The sequence below is a fragment of the Kribbella sp. CA-294648 genome (assembly GCF_050943845.1).
In the GTDB taxonomy this organism is placed as follows: Bacteria; Actinomycetota; Actinomycetes; order Propionibacteriales; family Kribbellaceae; genus Kribbella.
The window spans coordinates 5043835-5057414 of sequence record NZ_CP191981.1 but is presented as its reverse complement, the minus strand read 5'-3'; the positions used below and the strand labels follow the sequence as shown (position 1 = coordinate 5057414).

The 13580-nt window shown below is 69.3% G+C and carries 4 protein-coding genes; 2 read left to right on the top strand and 2 right to left on the bottom strand.

Features of this window, described 5'->3' with window-relative positions:
* Positions 1-172: 172 nt before the first annotated feature.
* Complete coding sequence (locus ACQPYM_RS23970; protein ID WP_433003840.1) at positions 173-2500, top strand: LuxR C-terminal-related transcriptional regulator; 2328 nt, start codon at positions 173-175, stop codon at positions 2498-2500.
* A 15-nt stretch (positions 2501-2515) separates the two neighbouring features.
* Entirely contained in the window at positions 2516-2980 is a 465-nt protein-coding gene (locus ACQPYM_RS23965) for a hypothetical protein (protein ID WP_433003837.1), read from the top strand.
* On the opposite strand, the gene ACQPYM_RS23960 is transcribed toward ACQPYM_RS23965, so the two are convergent.
* Positions 2977-6621, bottom strand: a complete 3645-nt coding sequence (locus ACQPYM_RS23960) for a hypothetical protein (RefSeq protein WP_433003834.1) — start codon at positions 6619-6621, stop codon at positions 2977-2979. The two genes, ACQPYM_RS23965 and ACQPYM_RS23960, sit on opposite strands and share 4 nt — an antisense overlap.
* Positions 6621-13388 carry a DUF6603 domain-containing protein gene (locus ACQPYM_RS23955; protein ID WP_433003831.1) on the bottom strand — a complete coding sequence of 2256 codons (6768 nt, stop codon included), beginning with the start codon at positions 13386-13388 and terminating at the stop codon, positions 6621-6623. Before ACQPYM_RS23955 ends, ACQPYM_RS23960 begins: the two co-directional genes overlap by 1 nt.
* Positions 13389-13580 lie beyond the last annotated feature (192 nt).

Genomic DNA, 13580 nt, shown 5'->3' with positions numbered 1-13580 from the left:
CGGCCCCGGTTACTGTTAACGTGCATATAGACGCCATATCTGGAAAACAATATGGGGGAGCATGTCCGGGGGGCGCGGTACAGGCAGCACGAATAGCATCGGTGGAGACCGTCAGGTCAAAGGTTTGATACATTCACCGGCAATCGATTCGGGGTCCACGGCGCACTGGGCCGTGGGTCTGCCGCCGCCGACACCGCTGGTCGGTCGTGACAGCGAACGGGCCGCGCTGCAGCGGATCGTCCTGGGCCCCGCCCGGCTCGTCACCCTGACCGGATCAGGCGGTACCGGCAAGACCCGGCTCGCGCTGGCCGTCGTCGGGGACGTGCGGCCGGCCTTCAGGGACGGCGTCTGGCCGGTGGAGCTGGCCTCGCTGTCGGAGCCCGCCCAGGTCCCCGGCGCGGTCGCCGCGGCCTGCCGGGCCGCCTCGGGCAGTGACACCCAGCCCGCGAACGATCTGCGCGACTGCTTGCGCGACCGCGACGTCCTGCTGGTCCTGGACAACTGTGAACATGTCGCCGATGGGGTGGCCGACCTGCTGAGCTTCCTGCTCCCGGAATGCCCCGGCCTGACCGTGCTGGCGACCAGCCGGCAACCGCTGCAGATCTACGGCGAGCGGCTCTACCCCGTCTTGCCACTGCCCCTGGTCAGCTCGCTCCAGGTGCCGCTGACCGAGATCGCGGAGATTCCGTCCATCGCGCTGTTCGTCCAGCGTGCCCGGGCCGTCGTGCCCGACTTCGCCCTGACCGCGAAGAACGTCGCTGACGTCGCCGAGATCTGCCGGCTGGTCGACGGCCTGCCGCTGGCGATCGAGCTGGCCGCGTCGAGGCTCCGGCTGTTCAGCCCTCGCGCCCTGCTGGCCCGGTTGCGGGACGGCATCGACATCCTGCGCCGCGGGCTGGCGGACGTGCCGCCGCGTCAGCAGACGATGCGGGCGACCATCCTGTGGAGTTACGAGCTGCTGACCGACGAGGAACGCAAACTCCTCACCAGTCTGGGCGTCTTCGCCGACGGCTTCAGTGTCGCCGCCGCGACGGCCGTCGCCGGGTTCTCCCAGGACGAGGTCGAGAACCTGCTGGAATCCCTGCTGGACAAGGGCATGCTGACGACGTCGGTCGGCGTCGACGGCGAGCCGAGGTTCCATCCGCTGCACATGATCCAGGCGTTCTGCGTCGAACGGTTGCGAGACACCGACGACGAGGAGGTCGTGCGGAGCAGGCACGCCGACTACTTCCTCGGTGTGGTGGCCGCGGCGGAGAAGGAGCTGACCGGAGCCCGGCATGCGGCGTGTGCCGCGCGGCTGGTCAGCGAGTTGTCCAACCTGCGCGCGGCGTACCGGCAGCTGCGGGCCCGTGGTGACGCGAACGGCGCGCTGATCTTCGCCACCGGGCTCTGGCGGTTCATGTTCGGACACGGCCGCCTGCGCGAGGGCCTGCAACTCCTGGAGGAGGCGCTCGCCGACGAGTCCGTCCCCAAGCAGGGCCGCCGGTACGCCGATGCGCTGCACGCCGCCGGGACGCTCGCGGCGGCCGTCGGTGACTACCAGGCCGCGGAGGACTACCAAGGCCGGGCCGCGGAGGCCTATCGCCAGCTCGGCGAGTTGACCGGGCTGGCGGCGGCCGTCAATCACCTCGGCAACCTGGCCCGGATCCGCGGCGAGTTCGCCGAGGCCCGCAAACTGTGCGAGCAGAGCCTCACCCTGTGGCGGGGGGCCGAGGACCGGCGCGGGGCGGCGGTCGTCCTGGTCGACCTGGCGATGATCTCGCTGAGTCGCGGCGATGTGGCGGCGGCCGACGAAGCGGTGAACTTCGCCCTGCCGTTGGTGGAGGCGCACGGCGACGATCGGAACACCCGGAACATCCGCGCGCTGGCGGGCCTGATCGCTTTCCGGCGTGGCGATCAGGAGGAGGCGGAACGGACCTGCCGCGCCGCGGCGGCCGGTGTCGTGGACATGGGCACAGACCCTGACACGCCGTTCGCGTTGGAGGCCCTGGGCCTGGTCCTGGCCGGTCGCAAACAGCCGGCCACCGATCTGGCCGCGGTACGTCTGCTGGCGGCGGCGAGTTCCATGCGCGCCGAGACCCACAGCTTCGCCTGCGCGGAAGTGCTCCCATTTGTCGATCGCGCCCTGCAGAACCTGCGCGGCCGGCTCGGCGATGTCGCATTCGACAATGCCTGTATCGCCGGCAAGGCGCTGCCACTCGCCACGTTGCTCGACGAACAGGTCGGGGTCGTCGAAACCCCGGTCGAGGATGCGGCGGGCGCCGGCCACGAACAACAGTCCGATGCGCTGCTCGAGGCCGCTCTCACCGCCCGGGAGCGCGAAGTGGTCGTCCTGGTCGCCGAGGGGATGACCAACCGCCAGATCGCCAGCACCTTGCAGATCTCGGAGTGGACGGCCATCAACCACGTCCGGCACGCGATGCGGAAGCTGGGTGTACCGTCCCGGGTTCACGTCGCCCAATGGGCCACCCGGCACCGACTCAGACAACACTCTTCCTGATAGGAGGCCACCACCATGTGGCATACCGTGTTCATCGTGCTGCACGCCGCCTCCGGGGTGGTGGCGTTCGTCACTGGCTGCTTCGCAGTACGGCGGCAGGCCGTGTTTCCGTATTACTTCTGGGGGATCGCGGCACTCGACGTCTTCATGGTCATCTCGGTGTCGGTCGGCTGGGTAGACATGAGCACGACCGAGCGGGTGGTGTTCTCCGGCCTCATCGTGCTGGGCGGCTACATGATGTGGCGCGCGATCCAGGCGTCGCGAACCCGTCCCTCGGCCGGCCACCCGCCGTCGGCCGGCTACCTGGACCACCTCGGCTTCACCCTGATCGCGCTGTTCGAGGGTTTCGCCATCGTGGCGGCCATCGACCTCGGCGCTCCCACCTGGCTGGTGGTCGTCATCGCCCTCGGCGGCGTCCTCGCCGGCCACCTGACACTGAACAACCTGAAGGCCCGCCTCACCGTCTCCGACTCCGTCTAGGGCACCTCGACGACTTCCTGGGTTTGGGCGCCGTCGGGGGCGCGGAGGACGAAGGTGATGACCATCGGGGGTACCAGCCGGATCAGGAGCTGGTACTCGTGCGGTGGGTTCTGGGTGGTCCGGACCGCCTGGATGATGTCCGCGCTCGGGAACGGGCCCGGGCGGGTCGGCAGGTCGTCCAGTTCGAAGCGGGCCCTGACCGGCGGCGGCAGTGGACCGATGGGGAACGGGCGGCGGGTTCGCTGAGCCTGAACCGCCAGGATATAAGGCGGTTGGGCCTCGACGTCCGCGTCCGAGCGCAGTCGCACCACCACGCCGCGATTGCTGATCGTGAAGACGTCGAGCACGTCCAGGCTCGGCGGTTCGGCGACGAAGGCCGCGACGGTGATCCGCTGTTCGGTGAGCCGGCCGAGCGGGTCGACCAGCCGCACCGAGACGTCGACCGGCTGTCCGCTGTCGGGGCGCGTGAGCCAGAGGCCGAGTGGTGTCCGGCCGGCCGCGCGCGGTCCGCGGAAGAGTGCCACCCCCGGATCGGCGTTGGCCGGCGGCGGCCCGGCAACCGGTCCTTCCGCTACCTCTTGAAGCGGCAAAGGAGCAACGTCCAGCACACCGGCAGCGCCCTGTACTGCGACCGACACCCGATGGTTGCCCAGAGCAACCGCACGGGCCGGGGCGGAGGTGGAGGTCGTCAACCGGATCAGCTCGCCCGTCCCGAGGGGTGTGGCCAGAAGCGGGGCCAGGTCCGGCGCGGTTCCGGGGAGGACTGTCACGACAACCGGTTCGCAGGCCGTCGACGGCAGGCCGCGCACCGCTTCGACCGGAACAGCCTCAACCGGTACTGCGACGGCGCGCACGAACCAGTCGTCCCAGGACGGAGCAAAGCCGCCCGTCCAGCTGGCTGTGTAGGTCAGCTCGCCCGTGACCGGGTCAGGCGGTTGCCCAGCACCCGGTGGGAGTGCCGGTACGACGGCGAACGCCGGTCCCATCGACTCGAACGATCGCGCGGCCACCTCGGAGCGAGTCCGGAACAGCCGGAACTCATGGACCGGTACCCGGCTCGCCGAGGTCAGCGTGAGTGCGACGCTGCCGGCGGCACCGATGACCGAATTGACGACGGGCGCCGCCGGTCGCCGCAGTCTCGGGGCAGCAACCGCCTGCAGGTGTTCGTGCGGAGGCGCTCCGCCCGGCCAGGCCGACTCGATCCCCGAAGTCGAGAGCGTCGTGACGGTGAACAGGTGGATGTCCGTCGATCCCTTGGGCAGGGCAACGTCCGCCTCGCGAGCCGACCCGGGTAGCACCAGCAGCCGGCGGAAGATCGACCTGCGGCGGTCGGCCGACAGAGCGTCGTACGAGTCCCAGAGTTGCTGCAGGCGGACGCCTGGCAGCGTGCCTTCGGCTGCTCTGGGCGGCAGACCGACGGACTGGCGAAGCGCCGTCTCCGCGATCTCCCAGACGATGATTCCCTTCTCCGCTTGGAGTTGCGCGCCGGCCGGTACGGACCAGTGCACGCGGGCATGCGAGCAGCCCTGCGCGTCGGGCGCGCTTCCCATCGGAACACCGGGCGGCAGAGGCGGCGGAATCGGCGCGATCGGTACCGGTGACGCGGCGCTCGTCAGCGCCGGACTCGCCGGGGCTGGTGTCAGGGCGGACGTGACTCCGATCAGAAGGTGAGACCGCGTCCACAGCGCCGCACCCCAGCGCGCCGTCACCCCGAAGTCCAGCACAGGTACCGAGATCTGCAACCTGTACCGACGCCCTTCTTCCCCCTGCGCCGACCCAGCCGGTACGACGTTCTCGCCCGCCGAATCCAGGTGTTCAACCTGTACTCCGGCACCACCCTGCAACTCCTGACCCGCGAAGCTCAAAGACACGTCCCGCCGGAAGCAACCAGCCGGCGCAGCACCAAAGGGCGTGACTCCGACCGGTGGGCCGCTGGTCGGCGACGCCATCGGGAACAGGACCAAGCGCAGGTCGACCGCGACCGGCGTACGGTCTTCCCAACTCACCGCGAGCTCGACTTCGAGCGTGGCGGGACAAGAGGTCGAGCCGGTGAAGGTGGACCTCAGCGCCAGCGCGATGATGCGCGGCCGGGGAGGTGCTGGTTCGTCGCCGGCGTAGAGCGCGTCCTCCCATTTCGACCAGACTCCGAAGACGTCCTGCACCGCGACCGGATAGCCGGGATTGCGGCCGCCGCTGCCGATCGGGATCTCGGCAGCGGCATCGACGATGCTCGTCCGGCGGAAGTCCTGGTGATCCTCCGGGCCGTCGGGAACCGGTAGCAGCGGCCGGAAGTCGCCCGCTGGCCGTAGCGGCAGCAAGCACTCGGCAGTGGTGTCGGCCGGCGACTCGAAGCGAGCCAGCGACCCGCCTGTTCCCTGGCCCAGCGCTGCCGTCGCGGGTGGCCGGAACCACGAGATGCGGACCGTCTCGCGCCACGCCTGATCCGGTACTGCGGGCGCGACCAGCCCGTCACGAACGGCCGCGACGTTGACCGGCGTACGGGTGTTGGCGTGCTGCGGGAAGGACGGGAGGTAGGCCGCCATCGTGACCGGACCGATCCGGTTGGGCGTGTCCGAGTACTCGGCGGTGACCATCAGGTCGTCACCACCCACCCCCGGCAGGTCGTGGGTGCGTTCCTCCAGGTAGCTCGTGCCGAAGCCAAGACCGAGCGCCAGGAACGGGTCAGCACTGGCCGGGAGGGTCAGCAGTGAGAGCGACGGCAACTCGGCAGTCGCCGTCAGGGACGAGCCACTCGGGCCGTCGACGGGTCCACTGTCGAGGACGTTCTGCTGCTCGTACGGCGGAAGGGCCGGGCGGTAGATCCGCTCGATCCGGGGCAGCGTCTCGTTCCGGATCTCCTTGAGCAACATCTTGTAGTCCGGTGGAGACCACAGGGGCGCAGTACGACCGGTGGCGGTGACTGGGTACCAGCCGACCGGGGGACCGCCTCGCTCGAGTCGCTGCAGGGCTGCCTCGACCGGGTCGACCAGGTTGTCGAACAGCCCCTGCGGCCCGGTCTCGTACGACGTACCGAGCCAGGGCTCGTCCACCGGCAGACCTACTCGTTCGAGTGGCTTCCACTCGTCGCTGTCGAGCACCTGCTGGAGTAGCTCGATCCGGAGGTCAGGACTGTGTCCGTTGACCAGGAGCGCTCTCGTGCCACCCGGGCAGCGGACAACGAGCCGGACCCGAGCACCGTTGACGCTGCTGACAGCGGCCGCTCCCACAGTGGAGTCGAGCCCCAGACCACCCCGGGTGACCAGCAGCCCGACCGGGCGAGCCGGGTCGATCGGATCGCACTCCACTTCGACGTACGACGCGACTCTGCCCCAGGACAGCCCGAGGCCGCCCTTGACCGGGAACTGGTCGAAGTCGGCTCGCTCCGGCTCGTCGTCCCGCCCCGGCCGCTGCCAGACGATGAACGGCTCAGCCGGTACGCCGAGTTCCTTGGCGCAGCTCCACCGCAGCTGGATCTCGGTGGGCCGCTTCTCCCGGATGGACTTCAGGTGTTCCAGCAGCCAATCGTCGACCACCACATGGTGCTGACGAATCTGCTGCAGGTGCTGCTGGGCGATGACCGGCCAGGGAACCTTGGCGGCCTCGGCCCGGAACCAGTAGGGCCACGCGATTCGACGAGCCATCAGTCCTCCACCTCCCAAGGCGCTCGGTCCAGGGCGATCCGCAAGGCCTCGGCCCGCTGTTCCGGAGTACCGGCGAGTGCGTCACCGGCGAGTACGAGGTCCAGCCGCAGCTCGGTGCCGCGGGAGCCTGGAGTCAGCAGGACAACGGCCCGGGTGCCGCCGGCGCCTTTGACCAGCCGGGTGATGCCGGCCCTCGGTAGATCGCCGACGGCAGGTGCGGCTGTGCTCGGCTGGAGCGACAGCCAGTCAGCTTCGACTGCGGCCCACCACTTGTGACCAGGGCCGGCGGATGGATCTGGTGGGCCGGCAACGACAGTAGGCATCGGCCGCGAGCGCCACATCGACTCGCTGCACTCCACCACGACCGCAACCGGCTGCGGCACGGCCTCCCCGGACCACAGCACTTCCACCGCGGGATAGCGGGGCACTTGCGGTACCGCGAGTCCTGCGGCCTGGTACGTCGTATCGAGTACGGCACCAGCCGGTGCGACCGGCAGGGTGGCCAGAGCGGCAGGTGTGGGCACGTGGCGGTGGGCGCGGGTTGCGAGCAGTACGAGTCTGGCCAGGTCCGACACCGTGTTGAAGCGGGAGGTGGTGAAGCCGACGCGGAATACGCGTCTGCCGTGAGCGTTGGCCGCTGCCCCCTTCGGGACGGCTTCTATGTCGACCAGGTAGTCGGTGAGCGGCTGCAGGTCGTAGGGCAGCTCCAGGATCGTGCCGTGCGTGCTGCTGCCGCTGCCATCGGTGCAGGGCAGCTCGTCGAGCAGCTCGGTCACTGCCTGCTGCCATGGGGTCATCACTGCACCCAGGGCTGGGGTCAGGGCGCCCATCACTCCACCTTGGCCTGTCAGCTGGTAGGGCAACGTGAGTGAGGCACCTGGCAGACCGCCACCAGGCGGTTCGGGATGGAATCCCGACGACGCCTGCACGCTGACGCGCAGCTCCTCGCCGTACGCGTCGAACAAGGCGGTGACGTTCTGGGTGGCGAGCGCGATCCGGATCGGTTCGGCGCAGAAGATGCCGGTCTCGTTCATCGCGGGAGCGGTGGCCAGCAACCATGGCCCGAGATCAGTCGGTACCTCGTCCGGACCGTCCGCCGCGAACCGGTAGGTCCGTTGGGCCTCCGTTCCCCAGTTCTCCGGTTCGGTAGCCGGCGGCTTGTTCTCGCCGGCCACCGACTGCGCGCGGTACTTCACCGTGACCGTGTAGGACTCCGACGGCACCAGGAGCGCGACGTCGGTCGGGTCCTGCGTGATGGTCGACTCGAGTAGATCGCGATCAGTGGTGATGACCTGGCTGTCGTAGTCGAAGCGCCATCGCTCGACGGTTGTGATCCCGGCGGCGGCCAGCAGCCAGTACGGCGTACCGGTCAGGGACTTCTCGCGGCGGTCGGCACCGAGTTCCACTGCGGCGACGGTGCTTGGTAGGTCGACGACGACGCGACACAGCAGCAGGTCGCGTTCCCCGGCGACGACCCGGGCCGCGATCCGGCCGGCGCGCTCGATCGGGTTCGCCCAGGGACCGGCCGAATCGGTCCACTCGCCCGGCAACGGGTTGCTCGAGGTCACCATGCTGTCCGGAGTCACCGGCTGCTGCGCGACCACCGAGCCGTCGCTGTCGCGGCAGGTGACGAACAACCCTTCGTTGAGCATCCGCTCGGACACCAGAAGCAGCAGCTCGAGCGCCTCCAGACCGCCGTCGACGGTGAGCCGCAAGGTGTTGCCGAAGTCCGACGGCCGGAACCCGGTCTCCTCCCAGACCTTCCTGATCACCTCGCGGTCATCCTCGGTGCCGTACGGCGCGGGCTCGGGTTGGTCACCCGAGGGTGAGCGCAGGATCCGCCCCTGGCATCCCAGCGGCTGGTCGGAAAGGCCTTTGTCCCAAGCGGTTTCGACCCAGGCCGCGCCGACGTCGGCCAGCGAAGTACCGGTCGCCAACAGGTCGACAACCTCTTGCAGAGCCTCGCCGTTCATCGGTAGCGCGGCGTTGCTGAAGGTCAGCGGGTTGCCGCTCTGCCAAACCTGGATCGAGTCGACGTGATCGATCCGGCCGGTCGGGCAGGGCACCGAGTCCCCGACGACGACCGCGGGCTCCGTGCCCTGCAAGAGATCCGCGACGGGGTGGTGCGTCCGCCAGGTCTCGGTGACCTCGAGCTTGGCGTCGACCGGCGTACTGCGGAAGTCGCCCGGCTGGTCCGGCCACGGGACGCCCGTCAGACGCCAGCCGGCCGGACTCGGGCCGGTCGGCTTGTTGTCGAAGGTCCACAGCACGGGCGCGGGTCGGGCGGCATCGCTGCAGATGTGTCCCCACCGGTCCTTGACCGTGGTGGTGAGGCTTTCGCCGTACGGGACGGCCCGTGGTGCGGGGGTCGGCAACCAGCTGAGCAGCGCAAGGGCGGGGTCGAGCTGGGACTGCCCGGCCGGGTTGCGGGCCCACCAGGTCGCCGGAGTCTTGCCCGCGGGCGGATCGGGTTGCAGGTCGCCGGTCAGTTCGACGCCGGTGATCTGGAAGCGCCACCAGTTGTCGCCGTGCCGGACCCAGGGGTCGGCACCGGCTCCGGACGTACCGCGGGCCTCGCCACCGAGGATGATGTTGCCGGGAGCAACCATCGGCGCCGACTTGAACAGCACCACGGGAACCGCGTCGAGGGGCACCGTCGGCACCGGGTCGTCGGCCTTCGCGGCCGCGTCACCCAAGGCGCCGTCGACCGCTCGATCGGTGGCGCTGCCCTCGACCAGGGCAGGGGACCGGCTGACGAGTTTCACCCCGGCCACCAGCTCCGGCGGTGTGGGTGGATCCGGGGGACCGCCGCCGATCTCCAGCTTGACGCAGCCTTCTACGTCGAAGAAGAAGAACTCGACCTTGCCGCAGACCCGGCCGATGATGCTGGTGGTGTCGGTGTCACCGCGGCGGCCGACCAGCACGGTGAGCTCGGCCCGCGCCGAGATGCCGACGATCCACAGCCGCAGTTCACCGCGGGCGTAGATCATGCCGCCCAGGCCGAACGGCTCGAACGAGATCAGCGCGTCGAATCCCGCCGCGACCTCGAAGTACAGGCCGATCGACTTGCTGCCCATCAGCACGCACTGCAGGTGGAAGCCGACCGCGATCGCCAGGCCGTTGGTGCTGATCGGCAGCTTCGGATTGGCCAGGGTGGTGCCGTCGCCGTGGATCATCAGGTAGCCGGTGCCGCGGAAGACGTCGAGGATCGAGACCGTCACCGGGTCGGTGTAGGTGCCCAGGTCGATGAACCAGTTCTGCGCCTGCGACAGGTGGAAGAACGCGGTCACCGGCACCCGGATCTTCAGCAGCTTCAGGATGCTGTACTCCGCCACGATGCCGATCGTGATCGTGCCGCGGCCGAAGTCGAGATCCAGCACGGCCAGGAAGGTCGCGGTGGTCTGCGCTTTCAGCACCGGCGGCAGCTTGAGCACGTCGGCCTTCATCACCAGCATCAGCCGCGGCCCGGGGACCTCGACAAGCACGATCCCCTTGAGGTGGATGAGGAAACCACCCTCGGCGGTGCCGAGCATCATGCCCGCGGCGATCGCGAAGCTGCCGGGGTTGAGCTCCCAGCCCGCCGGGTGCATCACGCTGAACCCGCGAGCCGGCGTGAGCTGGCTCTCCAGCCACTTCAAGGCCGGTGCCTGTACGCCGGTCTGCTCGAGCCGCCGGTAGTTGACCCCGACACCGCCCAGGAACCCGAAGATCCCCAGACCCGAGTTGCCCAACGGCAGCGGCACCGGGAACTCGACTTCCGCACCGACCAGTACTCCGGTCGTCCCGGCCCGGCTCTCCAAAGCCAGCGTCGCGCTCGCTCGCAGCCCGATGGACGGGAAGGTGAGATCGAATGCGCCCTTGAACCCGAGGTCGGTGATCTCCAGATACCCGGTGCCGTGGATCGCGCCCGGGATGTCCAGGGTGGCGCCGAGCTTGGTGAGTTGTGGTGTCTCGAATGCGTCCAGCCGGAGCCGGACCCGGACGGTGTCCACGGTCACGATGCCGAGATCGACTCCGAGTCCTACTTCCACTTCGAGGTACGTCGGATTGAGCCGGCTCACCCGGACGCCGAGCACCCGGAGCAGGGAGTCCAGCGGAGGCGCGGCCATCAGCGACCCGGCCGGTACGTCGAGTGTGTAGCCGCGACTCGGGTCGAAGACGGGCAGCGGTACGTACTCGACCGTCCCATCGCCGTTGTCCTCGGTGTCCCAGGTGCTGCGGAGGCCGACCGCTTGGTAGCGGGTCACGATCGGCTTCTGCGGATCGACTTTGATGAACCCGAGGTCGAACGAGAAGGCCGTTTCGAGATCGAGCAGGACGCTCACCTGGGTGGTGGTCGGGCCGCTGCCGGTGGCCGGGTCGACGAGTCCGTCGGTGACCACGAGCTGACCGCCGCGCAGTACGACGTACTGGGTCTGGATCTGGCCGCCGGCACCGAGGCCGACCGCGGCGCTGCCGAGAACGACGAGCGGCACGAGTTCGCCCGCTGTCGGGCTGGGCGGCGTGACCGCAGCCAGCAGCGGCGACAGGGCCGAGACGGCGCCGAGGATGTTGAGTGCGGTGTTCGATCCGGTCGCTGCTCGCTCGACCTTGGCGAGGCCGTCGAGATCGCCTTCGATGGCGCGGAACTCGGCGCTCGTCTCCCACGACGAGCGATCCTCGGCGACCTTCAGCCGGACCAGGAACGTGCAGATTCCGTCGCTCGGGTTGGTTCTGGCCGGGAGTTCCTCGTCCGTGTGCTCGTCCAGTCGCGCCTCGGCCGCGGTACGGACGTCGAACTCGCCGTAGATCTCGGCCCGCACGAAGGTGCCGCGGATCAGCTCGACCCGGACGCCGATCTTGCGGAAACAGTCGGGGACCAGCGGGCGGGACGGTTCGGGGTCGACCTCGGTGGTGGTCGCGGCCGCCGGGCGAGTCAGCTCCGCGGTGACGGTTTCGGTGATCGGATCTGTCAGCGCCGGCTCTGCTGTCGCTCGCCACCAAGACGGGGAGCGGGGTGTGGCATCGGCAGCAGCGGCGCCTTGGCCATGCGCAGTACCGGGAGTCACGGCGGTGAACCCCAACTCCGTTTTCAGCAATTGGACCAAGGCATCCCGTCGCCGCCGGCTGAGCTCGAGGTTGTGCTCGACCTTGCCGGGATCGGTCGCACCCTCGAACGATGCGAAACCCTCGACGACCAGGGGTGTCGACTTCGGGATCTGCGCCAGCCGGGCCCGCGAGTCCGGGCCGAGAAACGGTTGCGCGTTCCCCCAGTTCTGACTGGACGACGCGGGGGAGGTGCGGAGGTTGCCCTCGACGGTTGTCCAGTTGGTGCTGGCAGTAGTGGGGAACTCGGTCGTCTTCGGATGGTCGAACAACATGTAGGCGCTGAAGGCTTCGATCGCGGCCGGCGTGACCGTCCTGGTGGCCGTCACCGTCACGGTCGCGCCGGCGGCCACCGGGAGCTCGGCGGTGTCGCCGTTCGCGGAACCGCCGGGCCACGACCAGGCGATGTCGCCGCCGTCGTCCGGACTCAACCTGACCGTCGCGTGGCTGGCCGTCTGCGCGGTCACGATCACCCGGTGACCGGTCGTGGTCACGGTTCGCGGTAGGACTTCGCCACCTGGCGGGGGAGGCGGAATGGTCGGCGCGGCAGTCGCTTTCCGAACCGTGAGGGTCCTGATCAGCTCGTGCAGACCGGCGTCGGTGACCTTGACGTCGAGCGTCATGGTCCCGCTGGCGGGGAGCAGGATCGTCCGCCGGTCGAGCGTGGTCGGGTCGCCTCCGTCGACGGTGATCCGATACGTGTACGGCGCGAGTCCGCCGCCGGCCGAGACGTACAGGGTGGCGCTGTCGGGCAGTTCGACCGGGCTGGGTATCGGGTCGGTGTCCGATACCGGGTACCACTCGCCGGCCGGACCCTGGAACGCCAGCCGGACCGTCGGCGACTGGCCGCGATTCACCACCTCGGCCTCGAAAAGTCCGGTCACGCCGGCATGCTGACCGAGCCCGATCCAGAGGTCGCGGACGCCGGCACTGACCGCGAGGCCTTCAAGCCCGGTCGGTGCGACGAAAAGCCTGACCTCGGGCAGATACAGGCCTTGCCAGTCGGTCGGTTGAGTCCGCGCATTCGCCGGTACGCCGGCCGGGCCGGCGTCGCCGGTCAGGTCGAGGGTGGCGCTGCGGAAGGCGAAACCGACCACCTCGCCCGGACCGATCAACGCATGCGCGGGCTCCATCCGGATGAAGTCGAAGATCTGGTCCTGCGGCGGCCGCCCACCGACCGTGCTGCTGAGCAGCTTCACCTCGAGTCCTTGCCCGGCCGGCCGCAACAGCCGGATCTTCAACGCAGGGAGGTGAAACCGGACATCCGGGTTCGCCGGATCCGCCCGCAACTGGCCCTGCGCGTCGAGTTTCGCGCCGCGCAGGAACGGCAACCGCGCGATCGCCCGCGGCGTCTCGACGACCAGCCGCACGGTCCCGTCCGGATCGCCACCCGGCGCGTCCAGGCGCAAGGCGAACTCGATGCCGACCCGCGGATCGGGGAAGGTGATCGGCGTACCGGTGCTGTTCACCGCGGCAGGACTGCGGCTGAAGGAGCCCGTCGCCGGATCGAGACTGAGCGGCAGATCGCCGCCGGCGGTGGTCTTCCACATCCGCCAGGTGAACCCGTCGTCCTCGACGCGGTCCTCCTGGGTCGGTGTGTCGACGCTGTCGAGGACCGGCTCGAGCGCGTCGAGCGCCCCGCCGTTCTTCACCGACGCAGGCGTGTCATCCCAAAGACTCATCCGCACTTCCCCCCAAGAAAGCCCTGCTCCAGGACAGCAGTTCCCGGCGGCGGAGGAAACCCTTCGGAACGCGCGAGATTTCTCGGCGTTCCGTGACGACTGGCAAACACAGGGTAATCCACACATTGAGGTGTGAGTCTTCGAAAATCCAACCCCTTGCGTTGCCGGGCAGGAACGGAGTGCACTGCCCCC